The sequence below is a fragment of the Streptomyces sp. NPDC018610 genome, assembly GCF_044391765.1.
Classification (GTDB): domain Bacteria; phylum Actinomycetota; class Actinomycetes; order Streptomycetales; family Streptomycetaceae; genus Streptomyces.
On record NZ_JBISAL010000007.1, the window covers coordinates 174,399 to 199,049 of the forward strand.

Consider the following 24,651-nt stretch of genomic DNA (forward strand, 5'->3'; position numbering starts at 1 on the left):
ACCGTTGTTGCCCGCTTGCGTGTGATGATCATAGAGCACGGGGCGGGCGGTGCGCCAGTCAGTGCTCCGGCGCCCAGGGCACCGGCTCGAACCGCCAGCGGTGCACAGCGCGGGTGACCAGATCGGCGGCGGGCTCGGGGAGTTCCGGGAGATCGGCGTCGTAGGGCGCGTCCCACCAGGTGATGACCAGGACCCGGTCCTGCGGGGCGCGGAACACCTCGCGGCGCGACGGCCGCCCGGCGAGCGGCTGTTCCCGCACCCACGCCAGCAACTCCTCGCCCCGGCCCGGCACCGCGCGGGCCTCCCACATCAGCGCCACGCTCACGAGTACAGGTTCTCCTTGCTGACCTCGTGCACGTGGTCGTGGGTGTGACCGTGGGCGTGGGCCTGGCGGTGCGCGTCGCCCGGGACGTGCGGGTCGGTGACCGGCAGCGACGAGTCCGCCGACAGGTCCCAGTCGGAGGCGGCCCGGTTGCGGCTGACCATCTCCGCGCCCAGCGCCGCCACCATCGCGCCGTTGTCCGTGCACAGCTTGGGCCGCGGGACGCGCAGCCGGATGCCGGCCGCCTCGCACCGCTCCTGGGCCAGCGCCCGCAGCCGCGAGTTGGCGGCCACGCCGCCGCCGATCATCAGGTGGTCCACGCCCTGGTCCTTGCAGGCCCGCACGGCCTTGCGGGTCAGCACGTCCACCACCGCCTCCTGGAAGGAGGCGGCCACGTCGCGCACCGGGACCTCCTCCCCGGCGGCCCGCCTGGCCTCGATCCAGCGGGCCACCGCGGTCTTCAGCCCGGAGAAGGAGAAGTCGTACGCCGCATCGCGCGGGCCGGTCAGGCCGCGCGGGAACGCGATCGCCGTCGGGTCCCCCTCGCGGGCGTAGCGGTCGATGACCGGGCCGCCGGGGAAGCCCAGGTTCAGCACGCGGGCGATCTTGTCGAAGGCCTCGCCGGCCGCGTCGTCGATCGTGGCGCCCATGGGCCGTACGTCGGAGGTGATGTCGGTGGACAGCAGCAGCGAGGAGTGGCCGCCCGAGACGAGCAGCGCCATCGTCGGCTCCGGCAGCGGACCGTGCTCCAGCTGGTCCACGCAGATGTGCGAGGCGAGGTGGTTGACGCCGTACAGCGGCTTGCCGAGCGCGTACGCGTACGCCTTGGCGGCCGAGACGCCGACCAGGAGGGCGCCGGCCAGGCCGGGTCCGGCGGTGACCGCGATGCCGTCCAGGTCCTTCGCGCTCACCCCCGCCTCCTTCAGCGCGCGGTCGATGGTCGGCACCATCGCCTCCAGATGCGCCCGCGAGGCGACCTCGGGGACGACACCGCCGAAGCGGGCGTGCTCGTCGACGCTGGAGGCGACCGCGTCGGCCAGCAGCGTGGTGCCGCGCACGATGCCGACGCCGGTCTCGTCGCAGGAGGTCTCGATGCCGAGGACGAGCGGCTCGTCGCGTGGGTCAGCCATTGATCTCGGTTCCTTGTACGGAGGTGGAGGGGTCGGTCAGGCGCATCACCAGGGCGTCCACGTTCCCCGGCTGGTAGTAGCCGCGTCTGAAGCCGATGGGGGCGAAGCCGAAGCGCTCGTAGAGGCGCTGGGCGCGGACGTTGTCCACGCGGCACTCCAGCATCACCTCGGCGCACTCGAAGGCGGTCGCGGCCCGCAGCAGTTCGGTCAGCAGCAGGGCGCCGAGCCCGCTGCCCCAGTGGTCGCGGGCGACCGCGATGGTCTGGACGTCGCCCTGGTCCCCGGAGGCCACGAGCCCGGCGTAGCCGACGATCCGGCCGTCCTCCTCGGCCACCACGTAGCGCCGGGTGGCCTCGGGGCCGCGGGAGTGGGCCAGCTCGGACCAGAACATGCCCCGGGACCAGGCGTCCTCGGGGAAGAGGTCCTTCTCCAGCTCCAGCACCGGGTCGATGTCCCACCAGCGCATCTCGCGCAGGGCGGGCGACGCGGCCCCGGTCGTCGTCTCGCCGGTCACTTGGGGGTGACCACCTTGTAGTTCTTGGGCACCTGCGCGTCCGGCCGGCGCAGGTACAGCGGCCGGGGCGCGGGCAGCTCCTCGCCGGCGGCCAGCCTCTCGGCGGCCAGGCAGGCGAGGGCGGCGGCCGACACGTGCTCGGGTTCGTGCGCGTGGGGGAAGGTGTCCGGGTAGAGCAGCGCGCCGGCGCCGACCGCGGGCAGGCCCCGGACCTCGTCGGCGATGTCGGCGGGCCGGTCGACCGCCGGGTCGGTGAGACGGGTGCGGGAGTCGGCGTAGCGCGCCCAGTACACCTCCTTGCGGCGGGCGTCGGTCGCCACGACGAAGGGGCCGGCGACGTCGGCGGCGTAGGCGAGGCCGTCGAGCGTGCACACGCCGTGCACGGGGACGCCGAGCGCCAGGCCGAAGGTGTCGGCGGTCATCAGGCCGACGCGCAGTCCGGTGTAGGGGCCGGGTCCGGTGCCGGCCACGATGCCCGTGACGGCGTCCAGTGCGAGTCCGGCCTCGGTGAGGACGCGGTCGACGGCCGGAAGCAGGAGCTCTCCGTGCCGGCGCGCGTCCACCTGGCTCGACGACGCGATGACGGCCGTTCCGTCGTGCAGGGCGACGGTGACGGCGGGGGTGGCGGTATCCAGAGCGAGCAAGAGCACGCAAACAGCCTACGGCTCCCGCGAGCCCCGCACGGCCGCCCGGGCCGGGCACGTTCCGGCTGCTACCGTCGCGAGCCTGGCACTGGTACAGCGACTGATCCAGAGGTGGACGACCGTGGCACGGAGCAGCTCGGGATGGGTGGCCGGGCTCACCGCGGCGGCGCTCGCCACGGTCGGCCTCCTCGCCCACCGGGCGGCCTCGACCGTCCCGGAGTCCCTGAGCGGCAGGCCCGGCGCGAGCGCGACGCCGGCGGCGAGCGTCGTCAAGGCGCCTCGCGACCGGCGGCACCCGGCCGCGCTGCCCGGCGGCTCGGGCACGGGCGAGCGGGTCGTGTACTCGGTGGACGACGACCGGGTGTGGCTGGTGGGCCCGGGCGGCACGGTGGAGAACACCTTCAGGGTCACTCCCGGCAGCGTCGACCCGGCCCCGGGCACCTACGCGGTCACCTCGCGGTCGAAGACGATCATCGGCACCGACGGCGTCCCCGTGGAGCACGTCGTGCGCTTCGCCGACGTGCGGGGCGTGGTCATCGGGTTCAGCGCGGCGGTGGACCAGTCGGCGCAGCGGGCGGACACGAGCGTGAAGACGGGCGGCATCCGCGAGTCGCGGACGGACGGCGAGACGATGTGGATGTTCGCGACGATCGGGCAGAAGGTCGTCGTCATCCGATAGGGCTACGCCGCTTCCCGGTGCGTTCCCACCGTGCGGGGAACGGGGCGGTCGTCCTCGCGGGTCACGGCGCGCGGGTCCGTGCGGGAACCGGGCCGGGGATCCGTGCGGGTACCGGGCTGGGCATTCGTGCGGGCGGCGGACCGGGGATCGGTGCGGGCGCCGGACCGGTCCGGGCCGGCTTCCGCGGGTTCCGGGGCCCGGGGCGGGCGGGAGACCGCCGCGGCGGCGGCGCAGGAGGCCAACAGGTCGCGCAGGGACACACCGGTGGCCGGGTACGGCCGGGACGGGTTCTCGGCAGCCGGCATGGACGCCTCCTGGGGACGGGGGCGGGCATGGTCAGGTAAACCTGACCACGAGCTGGACACCATGTGACCACGCCCGGGAGTCCCCGCTCAAGGACCCGCCGCCTCCTCAGGCGGTCAGAACCCCCAGGTCCACGGCCGCCCATCGGTCGCCGATCCCCGTCACCGTCATGTGCCGCACCTCGTCGGTCTCCGCGGCCTCGGGGGCCGCCCCCAGGGAGGACCCGTCGCCCACGGTCCGGTGGATCCGGACCTGGAGCCGCTCGTCTGTCAGCTCCTCGACCTTGCCCTCGCCCCACTCCACGACGATCACCGAGTCCGCCAGCGAGACGTCGAGGTCGAGATCCTCCATCTCGTCCAGGCCGCCGGCGAGCCGGTAGGCGTCGACGTGAACGAGCGGCGGGCCGTCGCCCAGCGAGGGGTGCACACGGGCGATCACGAAGGTCGGGGAGGTGACGGCGCCGCGCACGCCGAGTCCTTCGCCGAGCCCGCGGGTCAGCGTCGTCTTGCCCGCGCCGAGCTCACCGCTGAGCATCACGAGGTCGCCGGCGCGCAACAGCTTCGCGAGCCGGCGGCCCAGCTCCCGCATCTGGTCGGGAGAGGTGACGGTGATCTCGACGGACGCGGGGTCAGCCGGGCTGTGCGGTGCTGCTGGTGCTTCCATAAGTGCCCACGGTAGTACCTGCCGGGACCGCCCCCGCGCGGGTCAGCAGGTCGGCGAGCCGGTCGGTGACGACCTCCGGGTGCTCCAGCATCACGAGGTGCCCGGCGTCCGGCACCAGCACCAGTTCCGCCTCCGGCAGCAGATCGGCGATGGCCTCGCTGTGCTCGCTGGGCGTGACCAGGTCCTGGAGGCCGGCCAGGACGAGCACCGGCAGGTCCGCGAAGAGGGCCAGCGCCTCGGTCTTGTCGTGGTCGGTGAAGGCCGGGTAGAACTCGGCGACCACGTCGATCGGCGTGTTCTCGATCATCCGTTCGGCGAACCGGGCGACCGCGGGATCGACGTCCCGGCCGGCGAAGGAGTACCGCTTGATGATCCCGGCGAACAGGTCGGCGGTGGCCCGCCGGCCCCTCTCCACCAGTTCGGCGCGCTGCCCGAGCGCCTTCAGCACGCCGGGGAGCACCCGGCGCACCGCGTTGACGCCGGCCACCGGCAGTCCGAAGTTGACCTCGCCGAGCCGGCCCGGGGACGTTCCCACGAAGGCGGTGGCGACGACCCGCTCGCGGATCAGTTCGGGGTACTGGGCGGCCAGGGCCATCACGGTCATGCCCCCCATGGAGTGCCCGACCAGCACGATCGGCCCCTCGGGCGCGGCGGCGTCGATGACGGCCCTCAGGTCGCGGCCCAGCTGGTCGATGGTCAGCGGCACGTCGTCTGTGAGCTGGTCCACGCCCCGCCCCGAACGGCCGTGGCTGCGCTGGTCCCAGTGCACGGTCCGTACGACGCCGCGCAGCGCCGCGCGCTGGAAGTGCCAGGAGTCCTGGCTGAGGCAGTAGCCGTGGCTGAAGACGACGGTGACGGGTGCGGGGGCCTTGCGGCCGAAGAGCCTGCGGCGGCGCGGGCCGAGGTCCGCGGCGGCGGCCGGGTCGATGTCGTCGATCTCGTAGTACAGCTCGGTGCCGTCGTCGGCGTACGCCGTGCCCGGGGTGCCGCGCAGGGTCCCGTACGGGCCCGCCGAGTCCAGGGCGAGCCGGGCCTTCCTGCGCATGCCCCGGCCCACGGTCATCCGTTCGATGGCTACGGTGGCCGCCGCGCCCGCGGCCACCACGCCTATCGCGGCCCCCGCGATGCCGGTCGCCCGGCGCCAGCCGCCCGCCCCCGCGGTGGAGGCCCCGGCCGCCGCCGCACTGCTCTCGCTCACGTACCGCTCCTCCTCGTACTCGTGCTCGTGCCGTGCCGATGCGACGTACTGGTGTTCGGGGTCACGGTGACGGCCGGGCCCCGCGGCCCGCCTCCGCCGTGCGGGTCACCGCCTCGGCGCGACCCGCTCCCCGTCCCCCTCGTCCCCTTCCTCGTTCACATGGACGCGGGGAACGCGTGTCCCGATGCGGGTGACGATCTCGTACGCGATCGTGCCCGCCGCCTGCGCCCAGTCCTCCGCGGTGGGCTCGCCCCCGTCGCCGGGCCCGAACAGCACGGCCCGCGACCCCACCTCGGGCTCGTCGCCCCCCAGGTCGACCACGAACTGGTCCATCGCGATCCGCCCCGCGACCGTACGCCACTTGCCGCCGACCAGGACGGGGCCGGTGCCGGAGGCGTGGCGCGGGATCCCGTCGGCGTACCCGACGGGCACCAGGCCGAGGGTGGTCTCGCCCGCGGTGACGTAGTGGTGCCCGTAGCTGATGCCGTGGCCGCCGGGCACGTGCTTGACCAGGGCCAGCGAGGCGGACAGCGTCATCACCGGCCGCAGCCCGAAGTCGGCCGGGGTGCCCAGCTCGGGGCTGGGCGAGATGCCGTAGAGGGCGATGCCGGTGCGCACCAGGTCGAAGTGGGTCTCGGGGAGGGTGAGCGCGGCGGGCGAGTTGGCGATGTGCCGCACCTCGGGGCGCACGCCCCGCGCCTCGGCGTGGGCGACCATCTCGCGGAACCGGTCGAGCTGCGCGGCGATGGAGGGGTGGCCGGGCTCGTCGGCGCAGGCGAAGTGGGACCACAGCCCGGTGATCCGGACCAGCCCCTCGGCCTCGGCGCGCAGCGCCTCCGCGACGAGTTCGGGCCAGTCGGCGGGCTGGCAGCCGTTGCGGCCGAGTCCGGTGTCGGCCTTCAGCTGCACCCGTGCGGGCCGGCCGGCGGCGCGGGCCGCCTCCCGTACCTCGGCCAGGGCCCACAGCCCGCTGACGGACACGTCCACGTCGGCCTCGACGGCCTCTCGCCACGGCCCGCCCGGCGTCCACAGCCAGCACAGGATCCGCGTCCGCTCCGGCGACAGCCCGGCCGCGCGCAGCGCCAGGGCCTCCTCGGGCGTGGCGGTGCCGAGCCAGGTGGCGCCGGCGGCGAGGGCCGCGCGGGCGCACTGGAGGGCTCCGTGGCCGTACGCGTCGGACTTGACCACGGCCATCAGGGCCGCGCCGGGCGTCCGTCCGCGCAGGGCCCGCACGTTGGCCCGCAGAGCGGCCAGATCGATCTCGGCGCGGGCGCGCAGCGGGGCCGTCCGCGGGTGTGCTGTCTCGTTCATCGCGCCCCCAGTGTCTCAGAGGGCCGCTGGGCCCCCGCGGCGCCGGGCCCGCCCCGGGCCGGCGGCGAACGCGCGGCGCCTCACTCCCGTACGTCCCGCCAGGCGCGCGGGAGGCACTCCGCGACGTCGTGCGCACCGATGGGGGCGCCGTCCGCGGCGAAGCGGCCGGCCAGTCCGTGCAGGTAGGCCGCCACGCTGCCGGCGTCGCGCGGCGGCAGGCCGGCGGCGAGCAGGGACCCGGCGAGCCCCGACAGGACGTCGCCGCTGCCGGCCGTGGCGAGCCAGGGCGTGCCGGTCGGGTTGACCCGCACCGGCCCTCCGTCCGGATCGGCGACGAGCGTGGTCGAGCCCTTCAGCAGGACGGTCGCCCGGTAACGGGCGGCCAGCTCCCGCACGGCGGACAGCCGGGCCGCCTCGACCTCCTCGCGGGCCACGCCGAGCAGGGCGGCCGCCTCGCCTGCGTGCGGGGTCATCAGCGTCGGGGCGGTACGGGCGCGTACGGCGTCGCGGGCGGCCAGGCGCAGGCCGTCGGCGTCCAGCAGCACCGGCACGTCCGTCTCCAGCACCTCGGCGACGGTGGCGGCGTCGTCCCCGGCGCCCGGTCCCACCACCCACGCCTGCACCCGGCCGGCCTGGTGCGGCCCGCGGTCGGACACCAGGGTCTCGGGGAAGCGGGCGAGGACCGCCTCGCCGGCCGGACCCACGTACCGGACGGCGCCCGCGCCGCCGCGCAGCGCGCCCGACACGGCGAGCACGGCGGCGCCGGGGTAGCGGGCCGAGCCCGCGGCGATGCCGACGACGCCCCGGCGGTACTTGTCGCTCTCGGCGGCCGGCACCGGCAGCAGGGCGGCCACGTCGGCGTGCTGCAGCGCCTCCAGTTCGGGATCGGCGGGCAGTTCGGGGCCCAGGCCGATGTCGACGAGGCGCACCGTGCCGGCGTGCTCGCGGGCCGGGTCGATCAGCAGGGCCGGCTTGTGGGCGCCGAAGGTGACGGTCAGGTCGGCGCGCACGGCGGCGCCGCGCACCTGCCCGCTGTCGGCCTCGACGCCGCTGGGCAGGTCCACGGCGACGACGACGGCGCCGGAGCGCGCCGCGCGCTCGGCCGACGGGGCGGCGTCGGGGCGCAGACCGCCCGTGCCGCCGATGCCGACGATGCCGTCGACGACCAGGTCGGCCCGGTCGATCGACTCCCCCGCCGCCTCTGGGCCGACGGCCCGGCCGCCGGCCCGGCGCAGCGCGGCGAGGCCGCCCGGGTGGGCGCGGTCCCGGGCGAACAGGACCGCGGTCACCCCGGCGCCGCGGCGGGCCAGGCGGGCCCCGGCGTACAGGGCGTCGCCCCCGTTGTCCCCGCTGCCCACCAGGAGCACCACCCGGCGGCCGTAGACCCGTCCGAGCAGATCCGCGCAGGTGGCGGCGAGCCCCGCCGCGGCGCGCTGCATGAGGGCGCCGTCCGGGAGCCTCGCCATCAGCGCGCGCTCCGCCGTCCTGACCGTCTCAACGCTGTACGCGGTACGCATGCCGACGAGTCTGCCCCGGATCCGCCCGATGCCGCGCGGGAAACCGGGCCGCCGGTCGGATACGCCCGCGCATCGTCCGTCGCGGGCGCCATGTGCGTACCCGCCCCACCGGGGAACCCGGCAGTCCTGGCCCCGGCGGCCACCGGACGGCGCTGCCCGGCGGCTCGCCCACGGCGGGACCGGACGAGGAGAAGGGACCCGAGCGGACATGACAGACGAACCGGTCGGGACCGACGCGGCGCGCCCGGCCCGGACGGCGCACGACGGCGGCGACGACGAGCGCGGTGCCCGATGGCTCCAGGAGCTGGAGCTGCTGCTGGCCGAACAGCGCTTCCGGATCGGCCAGTACGTCGCCGCCTGCGCCGTCCCCGTGTGCCCCGCGCACCCCCCGGCGGCGGAGGGGCGCCACGCCCCCTCCGCGCACACGCCCTCCGCCGAGATCCCCGAACCGGCCGCCTGGCAGCTGCTCGACGCCCTCCCGCTCGCCGCCATCGTGGTCCTTCCGGTACTGGACGAGGCGGGCGAGGTGGCGGACTTCTGCTACGTGGGCGAGAACGCCGCCGCACGGCGGTACGCCGAGAGCCATTTCCCGCCCGACGCCCTGCCGCCGCGCACCGGACCGGTCCCGCTGTTCGAACGCTTCCCCAACCTCGCCGACACCCCCCTGCCCCTCCTGCTCACCGAGGCCCACCGCACCAAGCTGCCCCAGGGCCCCGAGTCCGCCGAGTGGTCGCTGTCCGGCCCGGACGGGCAGGCGGTGCGCCTGAGCAGCGAGGCGCGCGTCGCATCCTTCGGGGAACTGCTGCTCATCACCTGGGAGCGCTCGGAGAAGGCCCGCGCCCGGATGGCGGACGCGGCGCAGAACCTGGCGCGGGTGTGCTGGGCCGAATGGAACCTCGGCGACGGGACCGTCGAGGCGACGGGGCTGGACCGGGTGCTCGGCCTGTCCGCCTCGCAGCCCCTGCCGGACCTGCTCGAACTGGGCCGCATGCTCTCGCCGGACAGCCGGGAGCCGCTGTACAAGGCGCTCCACGACATCCTGCTGCGCGAGCGGGACGTCGTGGACGTCGAACTGAGCCTGGCCTCGCCGCACGAGCGGACCCTCCGCTTCATCGGCGAACCCGTGCGCCCCCGGCTGGGGCCGGTGTGGACCGTGCGCGCCGTGTGCCGCGACGTGACCTCCGACGTGCACAGCCGCGCGGTGGCCGAGCAGGCGGTACGGGAGGCGCGGGCCCAGCGGGAGCGGGCCGACACGGTCGCCGACGTGGCCGAGCGGCTGCGCGACGCCATCGTGCCGCGCTTCCCGACGGAGCTGGCCCGGCACGGCGTCGAGGCGGCCGCCGTCTACCGGCCCGCGGGCCGCGCGGCACGGGTGGGGGGCGACTGGTACAAGACCCGCATCCTGCCGACCGGCCAGGTGCTGATCGCGCTCGGCGACGCCCGCGGCCACGGACTCGACGCCGTCACCCTCATGGCGAAGCTGCGCTACGCGCTGGCCGGGCTGGCGTTCACGGGCGAACTGGTGGAGGGGCTGACCGGCTGGCTGAACCTGGTCGCCTGCGACGACGGCGAGGAGTCCACCGCCACGGCGATCATCGCCCACTACCACCCCGACCGCGCGCTGCTGCGCTGGACCTGCGCGGGTCATCCGCTGCCCATCCTGGTGCGCGACCGGCGGGCGCGCCTGCTCGACCCGCCGCCGGGCGGCCCCGGCATGCCGCTGGGCGTCCTGCCCGGCGAGAGCTACACGGCGGCCGAGACCCTGCTGTACCCCGACGACGTGGTGCTGCTGTACTCGGACGGTCTGATCGAACGCCGCGGCTCGGACCTCGACCGGGACTCCTCGCGCCTGGTGCGGGCCGTCCAGGAGAGCGCCGAGCACCGCATCCCGCCGGGCGACGAGGCCCTCGACGTCTACGTCCGGCAGTTGGTCGACCGGCTCACCGGACCGCACGTGCAGGACGACGCCACCGTGCTCGCCTTCCGCCTCGTGGGGGACGACGACACCGGCGGGTGAGGATCTCCGCGGGCGCGCCCCCCGCCCCGCCGCCGGACGCGCCCGGCTGCCCCCGTCTCCGGGGCCGTCCCTGCCTCCCCGCGCACCCCCCGGCGCGCCCCGGGGAAGTCACCCCTCGGCGATCACGACCGCCGACGCCACCCCCGCGTCATGACTGAGCGACAGGTGCCACGCCCGCACCCCCAGTTCCGCGGCGCGTGCCGCGACCGACCCCTTCACCCGCAGCCGCGGCCGGCCGGTGTCCTCGACGTACACCTCGGCGTCCGTCCACAGCAGTCCGGCCGGGGCGCCGAGCGCCTTGGCGACCGCCTCCTTGGCGGCGAACCGAGCCGCCAGCGACGCCATGCCCCGCCGCTCCCCGCTGGGCAGCAGCAGCTCCCGCTCCACGAACAGCCGCTTGACCAGGTTGGGCGTCCGCTCCAGCGACGCCGCGAACCGGTCGATCTCGGCCACGTCGATGCCGACCCCGATGATGCTCATGCCGAGCACCCTACGGCCCGCCGCCTGGCCCTCCCCCGTGTCACACCCCGCCGCGGCCTGATCGCCCTTCAGGGCATCACCGCGGGCCGTGACTCCACGGGCGGACGGGCCACAGGCGGACGGGCCGCCCTCTCGTCGGCCGGACGCGTCCGCGGGCGACCCCGCCGCCGGGGCCGGACGGGCCAGTCGCCGGGGCCGGGCGGGCCCGCGGCTCACTTCCCGGCGGCCTCGGCGAGGGTGTGCGCCACCAGTGCGTTGGCGTGGCCGTGTCCGAGGCCGTGCTCGGCCTTGAGCCAGTTCACCAGCTCCATGTGCTTGCCGAGCGGCGAGGAACGGATCAGCTCCTGCCACTCGGCGATCGGCCGTCCGTACTTCTTCTCGATGGAGGGGAAGTAGCTGGCGGGTCCCTTGACGGCCTTGGCCGGTGCGGTCATGACGGCGGTCCTTCCTGCGCTCATGTCGTCGGTGCGACTGTCACACGTACGACCGCCCCGGGGGGAGGAACTCATCGGCCGTCCGCCGATCAGTTCACGACACGCGCCACCGGCCCCGGCTCCCTCGGCTCCTCACTCCACCGTCACCGACTTGGCCAGGTTGCGCGGCTGGTCCACCTCGTTGCCGCGCGCGGTGGCCAGCTCGCAGGCGAAGACCTGGAGGGGGACCGTGGCCACCAGGGGCTGGAGCAGCGTCGGGGTGACCGGGATGCGGATCAGGTGGTCCGCGTACGGGACCACCGCCTCGTCGCCCTCCTCGGCGATCACGATCGTGCGGGCCCCGCGCGCCCGGATCTCCTGGATGTTGGAGACGATCTTGTCGTGCAGCAGGGAGCGGCCGCGCGGGGACGGGACGACCACGACGACCGGGAGGTCCTCCTCGATCAGGGCGATCGGCCCGTGCTTCAGCTCGCCGGCCGCGAAGCCCTCGGCGTGCATGTAGGCGAGTTCCTTCAGCTTGAGCGCGCCCTCCAGCGCGACCGGGTAGCCCACGTGCCGGCCCAGGAACAGCACCGTGTTCTTGTCGGCGAGCGAGCGGGCCAGGGCCCTGACCGGCTCCATGGTCTCCAGGACCCGCTCCACCGCGCCGCCGATCCGGGACAGGTCGCGGATGACGGCCCTGATCTCGTCGCCCCACTTGGTGCCCCGCACCTGGCCCAGGTACAGCGCCACCAGGTAACAGGCCACCAGCTGGGTCAGGAACGCCTTGGTGGAGGCGACCGCCACCTCCGGCCCGGCGTGCGTGTACAGCACCGCGTCGGACTCGCGCGGGATCGTCGAGCCGTTGGTGTTGCAGACGGCGAGCACCTTGGCGCCCTGCTCCCGGGCGTGCCGCAGCGCCATCAGCGTGTCCATGGTCTCGCCGGACTGGGAGATGGCGATGACGAGGGTCTGCGCGTCCAGGATCGGGTCGCGGTACCTGAACTCGCTGGCGAGTTCGACCTCGCAGGGGATGCGGGTCCAGTGCTCGATGGCGTACTTGGCGATCAGCCCCGAGTGGAAGGCCGTGCCGCAGGCGACGATGACGACCTTGTCGATCTCGCGCAGCTCGGGCGCGGAGATGCGGACCTCGTCCAGGGACAGGTTGCCGGCCGCGTCGATGCGGCCCAGCAGCGTGTCGGCGACCGCCTTGGGCTGCTCGGCGATCTCCTTGAGCATGAAGTAGTCGTAGCCGCCCTTCTCGGCGGCCTCCGCGTCCCAGTCGACGTTGTAGGAGCGCACGTCGGCGGGCCGCCCGTCGAAGCCGGTGACCGTCACGCCGTCCCGGCGCAGCTCCACCACCTGGTCCTGGCCCAGTTCGATCGCGGAGCGGGTGTGGGCGATGAACGCGGCGACGTCCGAGGCGAGGAAGGCCTCGCCCTCGCCGACGCCGACCACCAGCGGGGAGTTGCGGCGGGCGCCCACGACCACGTCCGGCTCGTCGGCGTGCACCGCGACCAGGGTGAACGCGCCCTCCAGACGGCGGCAGACCAGCCGCATCGCCTCGGCCAGGTCGGCGCAGGCGGAGAACTCCTCGGCGAGCAGGTGCGCGACGACCTCGGTGTCGGTCTCCGAGGACAGCTCGTGCCCGCGCTCGACGAGCTCGGCCCGCAGCGCGGCGAAGTTCTCGATGATGCCGTTGTGCACGACGGCGACCCGGCCCGCGTTGTCCAGGTGCGGGTGCGCGTTGGCGTCCGTGGGGCCGCCGTGGGTGGCCCAGCGGGTGTGCCCGATGCCGGTCGAGCCGGTCGGCAGCGGCCGGTCGACGAGTTCCTTCTCCAGGTTGACCAGCTTGCCGGCCCGCTTCGCCGACGCCAGCCCGCCGTCGGAGAGGACGGCGACGCCGGCCGAGTCGTAGCCCCGGTACTCCAGCCGCTTCAGCCCGGCCATCACGACCTCGAGCGCCGACTGCGACCCCACGTAACCCACGATTCCGCACATGGCACCGCAGCCTAAGGGCTGTCAGGCCGCGGAAGGCGGCTCTGCGTGCCCGAAATCGGGAATTCCCACCGGGGTACGAACGCCTGACCCGCGCACCCCGGTGGGAATCACCTCACCGCGACGTCACTTCAGCTTGCCGAGCTGCGCGTCCACGATCTCGGTGGGGAAGGCGAAGTCCTTGCCCGTGGCGGCGGCGGCGAAGTTCACCGCGGGGAAGTAGGCGACGGTGGCGCCCTTGCGGACGACGACGCCCTTCGCCGGGGCCTTGACGCCGTCCTCGGCGTCCACCGTCGAGGTCACGGCCAGGGCCTCGTCGCCGCCCTGCGGCGCGTCGGTCTTCGTGACCTTCAGGCTCTTGGTCTTCTCCCCGGCGGCGCTGTAGGTGTAGCCGCCGGCGCAGGAGGTGACGGCCGCGTTCAGGTCCTTCATCACCTGTTCGGCGCCGCCGTCCTCGTAGGAGGCCAGCGTCACCAGGACCTGCGGCACGTCCACACCGGCGAGGAACTTCTCCTCGTCGCTCGCGTTCGCGGCGGGCTTCTTCGGGTCGCCCTTCCACTCCCGCTTGACGACCGCGGCCGGCTTGCCGAGGTAGGAACCGAGCTGGAGCTGGGCGAGCGGGGTGCAGGCCGCCTTGTCCGCGGTGACCTTGTCCTGCGCCACCTCGTCCTTGGCCGGGACCTTGGTGACCTTGCCGCTCTTGACGTCGGCCTGCGTGAGCGCGGCCTTCTCCAGCTCGGCGGCGGACAGCGGCTTCGCGGCGGCCGGCGCGGCGGACGCGGACTTCTCGGCCTGAGCGGTCTTGCCGGCACCGCCCTTCTCGCCGTCGTCGTCGGAGGAACCGCCGCAGGCGGTGACGAGCAGGGCGAGGGCGGTGGCGGACGCGGCGAGGCACGTACGGCGGATCACCAGGGATCTCACGGAGGCGAGCTCTTTCTCTTCGGGCCTGCGGAAACCCTCCGCAGTGCTTTTGCCCGCACTTTACGTGTCACAGTCAACTAAATGATCATGCCTTTACCACCCGGTACCCGACCGTGACACCCACGTGATCTTCACAGGCCACGCACAGCCGGCCGGACCCGCGTGACGCACCCCACCTCCCGCCCCGTTCGAACTCCGTTAACAATGGACTGTGATCTCACCGGTCCCCTCGATGCCCCGGAGCGCCCACCGGTCCAAGCCGGAGGCGACTCCCTACGTCGACCTCACCCGAGCCGAGTGGAGCGCGTTGCGCGACAAGACGCCGCTCCCGCTGACCGCCGAGGAGGTGGAGCGGCTGCGCGGCCTGGGCGACGTCATCGACCTCGACGAGGTGCGCGACATCTACCTGCCGCTGTCCCGCCTGCTCAACCTCTATGTCGGCGCCACCGACGAACTGCGCGGCGCGCTCAACACCTTCCTGGGCGAACAGGGCTCCCAGTCGGGCACGCCCTTCGTCATAGGGGTGGCGGGTTCGGTCGCCGTGGGCAAGTCCACCGTCGCCCGGCTGCTGCAGGCACTGCTCTCCCGCTGGCCCGAGCACCCGCGGGTCGAGCTGGTCACCACCGACGGCTTCCTGCTGCCCACCCGGGAGCTGGAGGCGCGCGGGCTGATGTCCCGCAAGGGCTTCCCGGAGTCCTACGACCGCCGCGCGCTGACCCGGTTCGTCGCCGGCATCAAGGCCGGCAAGCGCGAGGTCACGGCCCCGGTCTACTCCCACCTGATCTACGACATCGTCCCCGGCGAGAAGCTCACCGTGCGCCGCCCGGACATCCTGATCGTCGAGGGGCTCAACGTCCTGCAGCCCGCCCTGCCCGGCACGGACGGCCGCACCAGGGTCGGACTCGCCGACTACTTCGACTTCAGCGTGTACGTCGACGCGCGCACCGAGGACATCGAGCGCTGGTACCTGAACCGGTTCCGCAAGCTGCGCGACACCGCCTTCCAGGACCCCTCCTCCTACTTCCGCAAGTACACCCAGGTCGCGGAGGACGAGGCGCTCGACTACGCCCGCACCATGTGGCGGACCATCAACAAGCCCAACCTGGTGGAGAACATCGCGCCCACCCGCGGCCGTGCCACGCTCGTGCTGCGCAAGGGGCCCGACCACAAGGTGCAGCGCCTGAGCCTGCGCAAGCTGTGAACGCGCCGGTCGCGCGGGGGCGTCTACGCTGCCCCCCATGCTGCATCTACGACTGATCACCCCCGCGGACCGGACCGACGACGTGGTCGCGGCGATGCGGGGGACGGTCGGCACCGCGCACCTCGTGGTGCTGCCGGGCGCGGCCCGCGATCCGGCGGGCGATGTGGTCATGTGCGACATCGCCCGCGAGGCCGCCGACGAACTCGTGGGGAAGCTGCGGGCGCTGGGGATCGACGAGGCCGGTTCGATCGCCGTGGAGAGCATCGACCTGTCGCTGTCGGAGCGGGCCGACGAGGCCGAGCGGGAGGCGCCGGGCGAGGCCGCGGACGCGGTGCTGTGGGAGGAGCTGACGGAGGCCACCCACGAGGAGTCGACGCTGTCGATCACCTACCTGGCGTTCATCACCCTGGCCACCATGATCGCCGCCTGCGGCGTGGTGCTCGACAACGCGGTGCTGATCGTCGGGGCGATGGCGGTGGGCCCGGAGTTCGGGCCGCTGGCCGGCATCGGCACGGCCCTGGTGCGCAGGGCCCCGCGGCTGGCGCTGCGCTCCCTGGTGGCGCTGCTGGCCGGTTTCGCCCTGGCGATGGCCGTGACGGTCGGTTTCAGCCTCCTCATGGACGCGCTCGGCCTGTTCAGCAAGGCGAAGCTGGAGGGGGCGCGGCCCAACACGAACTTCGTCTACGCGCCCGACGCGTTCTCCTTCGTGGTGGCGGTCCTCGCCGGCGCCGCCGGAACGCTCTCGCTCACCTCGGCCAAGTCGGGCGCCCTGGTCGGCGTGGCCATCTCCGTGACCACCGTCCCGGCCGCCGCCAACGCGGCCGTCGCGCTCTCCTACGGGGACACCGCCCAGACCTGGGGCTCCACCAAACAGCTGCTGCTGAACCTGTTCGGCATCGTCCTCGCCGGCGTCCTCACCCTGCTCGCCCAGAAGCTCCTCTGGGCGGCGCATCGCGACCGTACCCAGGCCACGGCGCACCGGGGCCCGCGCTAGGGCCTTCCGTTCGGTTCAGGCCGGGCCCGCGCACCGGAGCGCCGCCGGGGCGGGACTCGCGTCCCGCCCCACGGACCGGCCCCCGAAGCGGGCGCGCCGCGCCGGGCCAGGGGCTTTCGTTCGGATCAGGCCGGGTCAGGGAGCGGGGTCTGGTGCCGTGTCTCGCAAGGCGGAGGAGGGCGTCATGGCGGAGCCATGGCAACCGACGACAACGCGGCGAGACGCGGCACCAGGGCACGCGTGCCCGGAGTGATCCGAACGAGAGGCCCTAGCCCAGCGCCGACTTCACCGCGTCCGCCAGGCGGCCCGCCACCGAGCGGGCCTGCTCGATGTCGGCGGCCTCGACCATGACGCGCACCAGCGGCTCCGTGCCGGAGGGGCGCAGCAGCACCCGGCCGGTCTCGCCGAGCTCGCGCTCGGCCTCGGTGACGGCGGCGGCCAGGTCGGCGGAGGTCTTCACCCGCGACTTGTCCACGTCGGGGACGTTGACGAGGACCTGCGGCAGGCGCTCCATCACGGACGCCAGGTCGCGCAGCGTGCGGCCGGTCTGGGCGACCCGGGCCGCCAGCAGCAGACCGGTCAGCGTGCCGTCGCCGGTGGTGGCGTGGTCGAGGATGATGACATGCCCGGACTGCTCGCCGCCGAGGGCGTAGTCCTTGTCCTTCATCTCCTCCAGGACGTAGCGGTCGCCGACGGCGGTCTGCACGAGGTGGATGCCCTCGCGCTCCATGGCCAGTTTGAAGCCCAGGTTCGACATCACGGTCGCCACGACGGCGTCGGAGCGCAGTGCGGAACGCTCCCGCATCGCCAGCGCGAGCACGGCCAGGATCTGGTCGCCGTCGACCTCCTCGCCGGTGTGGTCCACGGCCAGGCAGCGGTCGGCATCGCCGTCGTGCGCGATGCCGAGGTGGGCGCCGTGCTCGACGACGGCGGCCTTCAGCTTGCCCAGGTGGGTGGAGCCGCAGCCGTCGTTGATGTTGAGGCCGTCCGGCTCGGCGCCGATGGTGACGACCTCCGCGCCGGCCTGCTCGAACGCCGCCGGGGAGACGCGCGCGGCGGCGCCGTGCGCCTCGTCCAGCACGATCCTCAGCCCGTCGAGGCGGTTCGGCAGGGCGTTCAGGAGGTGGGCGACGTACTGGTCGAAGCCCTCGTCGTAGTCCCGGACACGGCCGACGCCCGAGCCGGTGGGACGGTCCCAGGGAGCGCCGGTGCGGTGCTCCTCGTAGACCTTCTCGATCCGGTCCTCCAGGTCGTCGGCGAGTTTGTGGCCGCCGCGGGCGAAGAACTTGATGCCGTTGTCGGGCATCGCGTTGTGGCTGGCCGACAGCATCACGCCGAGGTCGGCGCCGAGCGCGCCGGTCAGGTGGGCCACGGCGGGCGTGGGCAGCACGCCGACACGCAGCACGTCCACGCCCGCGCTCGCCAGGCCGGCGACCACGGCGGCCTCCAGGAACTCCCCGGACGCACGCGGGTCCCGGCCGACCACCGCCGTCGGACGGTGGCCCACGAAGGTGCCCGCCTCGGCCAGTACGTGCGCCGCGGCGACGGAGAGGCCGAGCGCCATCTCGGCGGTCAGGTCCGCGTTGGCGACGCCACGCACGCCGTCCGTGCCGAAGAGTCGTCCCACTTGTCCTCCTGAGAAAGCGTCAGTTCGTGCGGCCGTGCCGGTGTGTTCACCATCCCGGCATCCGATCACACCAGCGTTTGAGCACCTTGTGCCGTTATACGCCCAAGTTCTGTGATAGACGAACGCCCCGGTGGCACAATGGCGTGCCGCCGGGGCGTTCGGAGTAGGCCTGTCCGCAGGCAGCCGCTGATTAGCGCTTGCTGTACTGCGGAGCCTTGCGGGCCTTCTTGAGACCGGCCTTCTTGCGCTCGACCGCACGGTCGTCGCGCTTGAGGAAGCCGGCCTTCTTGAGCGGGCCGCGGTTGTTGTCGACGTCGGCCTCGTTCAGGGCGCGGGCGACACCGAGACGCAGGGCGCCGGCCTGGCCGGAGACACCGCCACCGGCGATGCGGGCGACGACGTCGTAACGGCCCTCGAGCTCCAGCACCTTGAAGGGCTCGTTGACTTCCTGCTGGTGCACCTTGTTCGGGAAGTAGTCCTCGAGGGTGCGGCCGTTGATCTTCCACTTGCCGGTGCCCGGGACGATCCGGACGCGGGCGATGGCGTTCTTGCGACGGCCCAGGCCGGCGGCCGGCTGCGGCTCGCCGAAGCGGGAGGCCAGGGACTCCGAGGTGTACTCGCCCTCGACGGGGACCTCGGACTCGGTGGTGTAGCTGTCGATGTCAAGCTCTTCGAGCGGCTGCTCGGCAGTGGTCTCGGCCACGATTCTCCTCAGATTCTCTTCAGGCTTAGGGGGTGGCCGGACTTACTGCGCGACCTGGGTGATCTCGAACGGCACCGGCTGCTGGGCGCCGTGCGGGTGCTGGTCACCCTTGTAGACCTTCAGCTTCGAGAGCATCTGACGGCCAAGGGAGTTCTTGGGGAGCATGCCCTTGACGGCCTTCTCGATGGCCTTCTCGGGGTTGTTCGCGAGGAGGTCGTCGTAGCGGACGGACCGCAGACCGCCCGGGTAGCCGGAGTGGCGGTACGCCATCTTCTGGGTGCGCTTGTTGCCGGAGAGGTGCACCTTGTCGGCGTTGACGATGATGACGAAGTCACCAGCGTCGACGTGCGGCGCGTAGATCGGCTTGTGCTTACCCCGCAGAAGGGTGGCGGCGGTGGACGCCAGGCGGCCCAGGACGACGTCCTGGGCGTCAATGACGTGCCACTGGCGCGTGATGTCGCCGGGCTTGGGGCTGTACGTACGCACGGTTCGTAGCCTTCGCTTCTTCAGTGAGTGGTCCTGACAAGGTCACCGAAGACGATCACGACAGCCCTGACCGCACAGCGGTGACGCAAACCGCGTGCTGGTCGCTGGTCATCGGCCCGGTGGACCGGTGTAAGGGCCGGGTCCGTGAGAAGAGCCAAGCCAATACACAACGAACATGCAGAGTACCTGCGCGGCCCTCCGGGGGTCAAAACGGGGTGGCCGGCGCGGTCCCCTGCGTGTTCCACGCCCAGTGTACGGGGCGCCGCGCCCCGAAGCCCCCACCCCATACCCGCCGCAATCGTCCTGAACGCCCCCGAGCCCTTGTCCCCGCTGCCTCATGAGGGCCGGGCGCCCCGCCGGACGCGTCTAAGATGCGCCCCATGAGTTTTGGGCAGGGGGGCTCGCAGTCCCAGTGGGATCCCTGGAAACCGCACTCCCAGCAGCCGTGGAACGGCGGGGGCGACGACGGGACTCCGGACTGGGCCGCGCTGGCCGAGGCCTCGGAGAGCCGGAACAAACGGCGCCGTCTGTTGTTCGTCGGCGGCGGCGTGCTGGCCACGGTCGCGGTCGGCGCGGCCGTCACCATGGCCGTGATGTCCGCGAACGGCGACAACGACGCCTCCGGCGGGCCCTCCCGGCAGCCCGCCACCGCGACGCCGCCGAGCGGCTCGGCCGCCCCGTCCTTCGCGCCCACCACCGCGCCGCCCCCGCTGGATCCGAAGGACTTCATATCCAGCGCCAAGAAGGACACGGCCCCGCTCAGCGCGGACACCCTCTTCCCCGGCGCACAGCTGACCATGGCCGGGAGCGTGTACAAGAAGGGCTCCACGGCCGACACCAAGAACTGCGCCTCGGCCGCCCAGGGCACCCTGGCCAAGGTGCTCACCGCCAACGGCTGCACCCGTCTGATCCGCGCCACCTACACCAAGGACGGCGTCGCCGCCACGGTCGGGATCGCCGTCTTCGACACCGAGGCGCAGGCCACCAAGGCCAAGACCCAGGCCGACAAGAAGAGCATCGTCAAGCCGCTGACCGGCGGCGGCGTCAAGGCCTTCTGCAACGGCGCGGTCTGCCGCTCCACCACCAACTCCTACGGCCGCTACGCCTACTTCACCCTCAGCGGCTTCCCCGGCGGCAAGAACGTGACGACCAAGGACACCAAGGTGTTCGGCGCCGGCGACGACCTCGCCGAGTTCGCCTTCGGCCAGATCCGCCGCCGCGGCGAGGCCCAGGCCTCGGCGGCGACGAACCAGTAGCCCCACGCGGACGCCCGGCCGCGGCCCGGCCCCCGGGCCCCCTCCGGGGACCGGTCCCTGAGCCCCCGGTCCCCCGCCGGCCGTCCGTCGGGGTTCACGCGCCCACCGCCCGCGACCAGCCCGGCGCGGTCTCCGGCACCGGTCCCGGCCCCGCGTCCGCCTTGGGATACGCGGTCGGCGCGGTCGCCGAGGGCTCCGGTGGTGCCGCCGGGCCGCCCAGCGCCCGGAACCGCCAGCCCGCCGCCCGCCAGCGGTCCGCGTCGAGCGCGCCCCGGCCGTCCACGATCCAGGCCCGGCGCACCAGGGCGGCCGCCCGGCGCGGATCCAGGTCCCGGAACTGCGGCCACTCGGTCAGGTGCAGCACCAGCTCCGCCCCGCGCAGCGCCTCCTGCGCCGACAGCGCGTACCCGAGCAGCGGGAACGCCTTGCGCGCGTTGTCCATGGCCTCCGGGTCGTAGACCGTCACGTCCGCGCCGTCCAGGTCCAGACGCGCGGCCACGTTCAGCGCCGGCGAGTCGCGGACGTCGTCCGAGTCCGGCTTGAAGGCCGCGCCCAGCACGGCCACCCGCGCCCCGAGGACCGTCCCGCCGCACAGCTCACGGGCCAGTTCGACCACCCGGTCCCGGCGGCGCATGTTGATCGCGTCGACCTCCCGCAGGAAACCCAGGTCGACGCCCAGCTCGGCGGCGCGGTGCGCGAAGGCCCTGATGTCCTTGGGCAGGCAGCCGCCGCCGAAACCGGCCCCGGCCCTCAAAAACGCCCGGCCGATGCGCTCGTCGTGCCCCAGCGCCTCGGACAGCCTCCGCACGTCGCCGCCCGTCGCCTCGCACACCTCGGCCATCGCGTTGATGAAGGAGATCTTCGTGGCGAGGAAGGAGTTCGCGGCCGTCTTGACCAGCTCGGCGGTGGCGAAGTCGGTGACGATCAGGGGCGTCCCGGCGGCGAGGACGCTCGCGTACACCTGGCGCAGCAGCCTTTCCGCGCGCGCCGTGCGCACTCCGAACACCAGCCGGTCCGGTGCGAGCGTGTCCCGGACGGCGAAGCCCTCCCGCAGGAACTCCGGGTTCCAGGCGATCTCGGAGCGGTGCCGCCCGGCCAGCCGCGCCGCCGTGCCGACCGGCACCGTCGACTTGCCCACCAGCAGTGCGCCCTTGCGCGCGTGCCGGGCGATGCCGTCGAACGCGCTGTCGACATACGTCAGGTCGGCGCCGTCGCAGTCCCGGCGCTGCGGGGTGCCGACGCACACGAAGTGCACCTGTCCGAAGGCCCCGGCCTCCTCGTACGAGCCCGTGAACCGCAGCCGTCCGCTCGCCGTGTGCCGGGCGACGAGCTCGGCCAGCCCCGGCTCGTGGAACGGCGTCCGGCCGGTCCGCAGCGCGGCGATCCGGCCGGCGTCGGTGTCGACGCCGACCACCTCGTGTCCCAGCTCCGCCATGCAGGCGGCGTGCGTGGCACCGAGGTACCCGGTGCCGATGACGGTGAGCCGCATGGACCAGCCCCTTACGCCGTACGTCCCCGCCGAGCCGTCCGGCGAGCGGGTGCACCGGCGAGTTCCCGCCAGGCCGCGACCGTACCGTCACCGTCGGTGAGCGGCGGCTCAGCAGCAGCCGGCCGCCGGCAGGGAGCGCTTGTTGCGGGCCTCGCGGCTGCGCGCGGCCAGCAGTTCGTCGGCGGGGTAGCCGACCTCCTCCAGGGTGAGCCCGTGCGGCCGCACGACGTGCACGGCGGAGTCCCGTACGCCCGCCGCCAGCACCTTCCCGGGCCAGTCGGGCGTGCGGTGGCCGTCGCCCACGAAGAGCAGCGCGCCGATCAGCGAGCGCACCATGTTGTGGCAGAAGGCGTCGGCCCGGACGGTCGCCGTGACGATCCCGTCGGCGCCGCGCTCGAGGCTCAGCTCCTGGAGGGTGCGGATGGTGGTCGCGCCCTCGCGCTTCTTGCAGTAGGCGGCGAAGTCGTGCTCGCCGAGCAGATGCCGGGCGGCCTCGTTCATGGCGTCGACGTCGAGCGGCCAGTCGTGCCACAGGACGTGCCCGCGCAGCAGCGGGTCGACGCCGCCGGGGTTGTCGGTGACGCGGTAGGCGTAGCGGCGCCAGACGGCGGAGAACCGGGCGTTGAACCCGCTGGGGGCGGGTCGCAGGGCCCACACCCGGACATCGCGGGGCAGCCGCCCGGCGAGCCGCTTGAGCAGCTTCTCGTGGTGCTCGCGCCACACCTGCTCGGGCAGGTCCACATGGGCCACCTGCCCGCGCGCGTGCACGCCCGCGTCGGTCCGCCCGGCCACGGTCAGCTCGTACGTCTCCTGGGACCGCGTGACCGTCCGCAGCGCGTCCTCGATCTCCCCCTGAACGGTCCGCTTGCCGCCGGCCTGCTTGGCCCAGCCGTGGAAGCCTGAACCGTCGTAGGACAGGTCGAGACGGATACGTACATGACCGGGCTGTACTTCGTCACTCACACGCGAATCCTCTCAGGTACGGAAAAGCGGGCCCGCCCCGAAGGGCGGACCCGCTTGACGCGAGGAAGTGCCTCAGGCGTCCTTCGACTCCTCGGCAGCGGCCTCCTCGGCCGGAGCCTCGGTGGCCTCGGCCTGCTCGGCCTTGGCCTCGTCGGCCTCCTTGACCGCGCGCTTGGTGGCGGCCTCGGCCTCACCCACGGCGTTCTGCTGCACCGTCAGCGCCTCGACCAGCTCGATGACGGCCATGGGCGCGTTGTCGCCACGGCGGTTGCCGACCTTGGTGATGCGGGTGTAGCCACCGGGACGGTTCTCGTAACGCGGGCCGATCTCGGTGAAGAGCGTGTGGACGATGCCCTTGTCCGTGATGACCTGGAGCACCTGGCGGCGGTTGTGAAGGTCGCCCTTCTTCGCCTTGGTGATCAGACGCTCGGCGTACGGGCGCAGGCGGCGGGCCTTCGCCTCGGTGGTGGTGATACGGCCGTGCTCGAAGAGGCTCTTCGCGAGGTTCGCGAGGAGCAGCTTCTCGTGCGCGGCGCTGCCGCCCAGACGGGCACCCTTGGTGGGCTTCGGCATGGTGTTTCTCCTAGGTGTCTGCCCCGGCCGTGTCAGGTACCGGGGTCAGTATCCGAGCAGGCGGTCGCCTGTCGGAGACCCCGCGCCCGAAGGGGCGCGGGGAACTGCGCGACCAGCCACAGCGGGCCGGCAGCCGAAAACGGACCAGTGGCCCCGAGCTCTCAGTACTGCTCGGTCTCGACGAAACCGGCGTCCGCGTCGTCGTCCGCCCCGAAGGCGTCCGCCGCGGCGGTCGGGTCGAATCCGGGCGGGCTGTCCTTGAGGGCCAGGCCCATGCCGGCCAGCTTCGCCTTGACCTCGTCGATCGACTTCGCACCGAAGTTGCGGATGTCGAGCAGGTCGGCCTCGGAACGCGCCACGAGCTCACCCACGGAGTGGATGCCCTCGCGCTTGAGGCAGTTGTACGACCGAACGGTGAGCTCCAGCTCCTCGATCGGCAGCGCCAGGTCGGCGGCCAGGGCGGCGTCCGTGGGGGACGGGCCCATGTCGATGCCCTCGGCGTCGATGTTCAGCTCGCGGGCGAGACCGAACAGCTCGACCAGGGTCTTGCCGGCGGAGGCCATGGCGTCACGGGGACGCATCGCCTGCTTGGTCTCGACGTCGACGATCAGCTTGTCGAAGTCGGTGCGCTGCTCGACACGCGTGGCCTCGACCTTGTACGTGACCTTCAGCACCGGCGAGTAGATGGAGTCGACCGGGATACGGCCGATCTCCTGGCCCACCTGCTTGTTCTGCACGGCGGAGACGTAGCCGCGACCGCGCTCGACGGTCAGCTCCATCTCCAGCTTGCCCTTGCCGTTGAGCGTGGCGAGGACGAGGTCGGGGTTGTGCACCTCGACACCGGCCGGGGGCGCGATGTCGGCGGCGGTGACCAGACCCGGGCCCTGCTTGCGCAGGTACATCACGACCGGCTCGTCGTGCTCCGAGGAGACGACCAGCTGCTTGATGTTGAGGATCAGGTCGGTGACGTCCTCCTTGACGCCCGGCACGGTGGTGAACTCGTGCAGGACACCGTCGATGCGGATGGACGTGACCGCCGCACCCGGGATCGAGGAGAGGAGCGTACGGCGCAGGGAGTTGCCGAGGGTGTAGCCGAAGCCCGGCTCCAGCGGCTCGATCACGAACCGGGAGCGGAACTCGTCGACGACCTCTTCGGTCAACGAGGGTCGCTGAGCGATCAGCATCTGTTGATCAGATCCTTCTTTCGTGGACGCCCGCTATTTGACGTCCGACGGACCGCGCCCGAAGG

Annotated in this window: 25 protein-coding genes; 5 read left to right on the forward strand and 20 right to left on the reverse strand. The window is 73.3% G+C overall.

Annotation, left to right across the window (positions count from 1 at the left end):
- Nucleotides 1–58: 58 nt before the first annotated feature.
- The 4 genes from ACH5A8_RS19330 to tsaB are packed head-to-tail and all read right to left on the reverse strand — an operon-like array spanning nucleotide 59 to nucleotide 2,616.
- Nucleotides 59–325 carry a hypothetical protein gene (locus ACH5A8_RS19330; RefSeq protein ID WP_399003465.1) on the reverse strand — a complete coding sequence of 89 codons (267 nt, stop codon included), beginning with the start codon at nucleotides 323–325 and terminating at the stop codon, nucleotides 59–61.
- The gene (tsaD, locus tag ACH5A8_RS19335) at nucleotides 322–1,452 is read right to left on the reverse strand and encodes a tRNA (adenosine(37)-N6)-threonylcarbamoyltransferase complex transferase subunit TsaD (protein ID WP_399003467.1); all 1,131 of its coding nucleotides are present in this window, start codon (nucleotides 1,450–1,452) and stop codon (nucleotides 322–324) included. The genes ACH5A8_RS19330 and tsaD overlap by 4 nt, the downstream gene beginning before the upstream one ends.
- A complete protein-coding gene (gene rimI, locus ACH5A8_RS19340; protein ID WP_399003954.1) occupies nucleotides 1,445–1,918 on the reverse strand; it encodes a ribosomal protein S18-alanine N-acetyltransferase in 474 nt (157 codons plus the stop codon). Before rimI ends, tsaD begins: the two co-directional genes overlap by 8 nt.
- Nucleotides 1,919–1,962: 44 nt before the next feature.
- Entirely contained in the window at nucleotides 1,963–2,616 is a 654-nt protein-coding gene (gene tsaB / locus ACH5A8_RS19345) for a tRNA (adenosine(37)-N6)-threonylcarbamoyltransferase complex dimerization subunit type 1 TsaB (protein WP_399003469.1), read from the reverse strand.
- Between the two features lie 115 nt (nucleotides 2,617–2,731).
- On the opposite strand from tsaB, the gene ACH5A8_RS19350 reads away from it, so the two are divergent.
- Nucleotides 2,732–3,289, forward strand: coding sequence for a hypothetical protein (locus tag ACH5A8_RS19350; RefSeq protein WP_399003471.1), 558 nt, complete (start codon nucleotides 2,732–2,734; stop codon nucleotides 3,287–3,289).
- Between the two features lie 2 nt (nucleotides 3,290–3,291).
- Here ACH5A8_RS19350 and ACH5A8_RS19355 read toward each other — a convergent pair whose 3' ends face one another.
- The 5 genes from ACH5A8_RS19355 to ACH5A8_RS19375 all read right to left on the reverse strand — a co-directional run bounded on the left by ACH5A8_RS19355 (nucleotide 3,292) and on the right by ACH5A8_RS19375 (nucleotide 8,281).
- Entirely contained in the window at nucleotides 3,292–3,594 is a 303-nt protein-coding gene (locus ACH5A8_RS19355; protein ID WP_399003473.1) for a hypothetical protein, read from the reverse strand.
- A gap of 106 nt (nucleotides 3,595–3,700) precedes the next feature.
- The gene (gene tsaE / locus ACH5A8_RS19360; RefSeq protein WP_399003475.1) at nucleotides 3,701–4,255 is read right to left on the reverse strand and encodes a tRNA (adenosine(37)-N6)-threonylcarbamoyltransferase complex ATPase subunit type 1 TsaE; all 555 of its coding nucleotides are present in this window, start codon (nucleotides 4,253–4,255) and stop codon (nucleotides 3,701–3,703) included.
- Nucleotides 4,221–5,453 carry an alpha/beta fold hydrolase gene (locus ACH5A8_RS19365; RefSeq protein ID WP_399003477.1) on the reverse strand — a complete coding sequence of 411 codons (1,233 nt, stop codon included), beginning with the start codon at nucleotides 5,451–5,453 and terminating at the stop codon, nucleotides 4,221–4,223. The genes tsaE and ACH5A8_RS19365 overlap by 35 nt, the downstream gene beginning before the upstream one ends.
- 105 nt (nucleotides 5,454–5,558) lie before the next feature.
- Entirely contained in the window at nucleotides 5,559–6,764 is a 1,206-nt protein-coding gene (gene alr, locus ACH5A8_RS19370) for an alanine racemase (RefSeq protein WP_399003479.1), read from the reverse strand.
- 80 nt (nucleotides 6,765–6,844) lie between these two features.
- Nucleotides 6,845–8,281 carry an NAD(P)H-hydrate dehydratase gene (locus ACH5A8_RS19375; RefSeq protein ID WP_399003481.1) on the reverse strand — a complete coding sequence of 479 codons (1,437 nt, stop codon included), beginning with the start codon at nucleotides 8,279–8,281 and terminating at the stop codon, nucleotides 6,845–6,847.
- A 208-nt stretch (nucleotides 8,282–8,489) separates the two neighbouring features.
- Between ACH5A8_RS19375 and ACH5A8_RS19380 the strand changes: the two genes are divergently transcribed.
- Nucleotides 8,490–10,298, forward strand: a complete 1,809-nt coding sequence (locus ACH5A8_RS19380) for a PP2C family protein-serine/threonine phosphatase (RefSeq protein ID WP_399003483.1) — start codon at nucleotides 8,490–8,492, stop codon at nucleotides 10,296–10,298.
- Between the two features lie 108 nt (nucleotides 10,299–10,406).
- On the opposite strand, the gene ACH5A8_RS19385 is transcribed toward ACH5A8_RS19380, so the two are convergent.
- The 4 genes from ACH5A8_RS19385 to ACH5A8_RS19400 all read right to left on the reverse strand — a co-directional run bounded on the left by ACH5A8_RS19385 (nucleotide 10,407) and on the right by ACH5A8_RS19400 (nucleotide 14,110).
- Nucleotides 10,407–10,778, reverse strand: coding sequence for a holo-ACP synthase (locus ACH5A8_RS19385; RefSeq protein WP_399003485.1), 372 nt, complete (start codon nucleotides 10,776–10,778; stop codon nucleotides 10,407–10,409).
- 212 nt (nucleotides 10,779–10,990) lie between these two features.
- Complete coding sequence (locus ACH5A8_RS19390; RefSeq protein ID WP_396318868.1) at nucleotides 10,991–11,212, reverse strand: DUF4287 domain-containing protein; 222 nt, start codon at nucleotides 11,210–11,212, stop codon at nucleotides 10,991–10,993.
- A 132-nt stretch (nucleotides 11,213–11,344) separates the two neighbouring features.
- Nucleotides 11,345–13,192, reverse strand: coding sequence for a glutamine--fructose-6-phosphate transaminase (isomerizing) (gene glmS, locus ACH5A8_RS19395; RefSeq protein ID WP_399003487.1), 1,848 nt, complete (start codon nucleotides 13,190–13,192; stop codon nucleotides 11,345–11,347).
- A gap of 123 nt (nucleotides 13,193–13,315) precedes the next feature.
- A complete protein-coding gene (locus ACH5A8_RS19400) occupies nucleotides 13,316–14,110 on the reverse strand; it encodes a hypothetical protein (protein ID WP_399003489.1) in 795 nt (264 codons plus the stop codon).
- 232 nt (nucleotides 14,111–14,342) lie between these two features.
- On the opposite strand from ACH5A8_RS19400, the gene coaA reads away from it, so the two are divergent.
- Nucleotides 14,343–15,311, forward strand: a complete 969-nt coding sequence (coaA, locus tag ACH5A8_RS19405) for a type I pantothenate kinase (protein WP_399003956.1) — start codon at nucleotides 14,343–14,345, stop codon at nucleotides 15,309–15,311.
- A gap of 37 nt (nucleotides 15,312–15,348) precedes the next feature.
- A complete protein-coding gene (locus tag ACH5A8_RS19410) occupies nucleotides 15,349–16,305 on the forward strand; it encodes a DUF389 domain-containing protein (protein WP_399003491.1) in 957 nt (318 codons plus the stop codon).
- 268 nt (nucleotides 16,306–16,573) lie between these two features.
- On the opposite strand, the gene glmM is transcribed toward ACH5A8_RS19410, so the two are convergent.
- The 3 genes from glmM to rplM all read right to left on the reverse strand — a co-directional run bounded on the left by glmM (nucleotide 16,574) and on the right by rplM (nucleotide 19,121).
- A complete protein-coding gene (gene glmM, locus ACH5A8_RS19415) occupies nucleotides 16,574–17,932 on the reverse strand; it encodes a phosphoglucosamine mutase (protein WP_399003493.1) in 1,359 nt (452 codons plus the stop codon).
- A 190-nt stretch (nucleotides 17,933–18,122) separates the two neighbouring features.
- Nucleotides 18,123–18,635: a 30S ribosomal protein S9 gene (rpsI, locus tag ACH5A8_RS19420; RefSeq protein WP_019754544.1), complete on the reverse strand. Its 513-nt coding sequence runs from the start codon at nucleotides 18,633–18,635 to the stop codon at nucleotides 18,123–18,125.
- A gap of 42 nt (nucleotides 18,636–18,677) precedes the next feature.
- Nucleotides 18,678–19,121, reverse strand: coding sequence for a 50S ribosomal protein L13 (gene rplM, locus ACH5A8_RS19425; protein ID WP_392265952.1), 444 nt, complete (start codon nucleotides 19,119–19,121; stop codon nucleotides 18,678–18,680).
- 380 nt (nucleotides 19,122–19,501) lie between these two features.
- Between rplM and ACH5A8_RS19430 the strand changes: the two genes are divergently transcribed.
- Complete coding sequence (locus ACH5A8_RS19430) at nucleotides 19,502–20,377, forward strand: hypothetical protein (protein WP_399003495.1); 876 nt, start codon at nucleotides 19,502–19,504, stop codon at nucleotides 20,375–20,377.
- A gap of 94 nt (nucleotides 20,378–20,471) precedes the next feature.
- Here ACH5A8_RS19430 and ACH5A8_RS19435 read toward each other — a convergent pair whose 3' ends face one another.
- From ACH5A8_RS19435 to ACH5A8_RS19450, 4 genes are all read right to left on the reverse strand, one after another.
- Nucleotides 20,472–21,866 carry a UDP-glucose dehydrogenase family protein gene (locus tag ACH5A8_RS19435; RefSeq protein WP_399003497.1) on the reverse strand — a complete coding sequence of 465 codons (1,395 nt, stop codon included), beginning with the start codon at nucleotides 21,864–21,866 and terminating at the stop codon, nucleotides 20,472–20,474.
- Nucleotides 21,867–21,974: 108 nt separating this feature from the next.
- Nucleotides 21,975–22,829 carry a tRNA pseudouridine(38-40) synthase TruA gene (truA, locus tag ACH5A8_RS19440; protein ID WP_399003499.1) on the reverse strand — a complete coding sequence of 285 codons (855 nt, stop codon included), beginning with the start codon at nucleotides 22,827–22,829 and terminating at the stop codon, nucleotides 21,975–21,977.
- A gap of 72 nt (nucleotides 22,830–22,901) precedes the next feature.
- The gene (rplQ, locus tag ACH5A8_RS19445; protein ID WP_399003501.1) at nucleotides 22,902–23,402 is read right to left on the reverse strand and encodes a 50S ribosomal protein L17; all 501 of its coding nucleotides are present in this window, start codon (nucleotides 23,400–23,402) and stop codon (nucleotides 22,902–22,904) included.
- Nucleotides 23,403–23,563: 161 nt separating this feature from the next.
- Nucleotides 23,564–24,586: a DNA-directed RNA polymerase subunit alpha gene (locus tag ACH5A8_RS19450; RefSeq protein ID WP_003966937.1), complete on the reverse strand. Its 1,023-nt coding sequence runs from the start codon at nucleotides 24,584–24,586 to the stop codon at nucleotides 23,564–23,566.
- Nucleotides 24,587–24,651 lie beyond the last annotated feature (65 nt).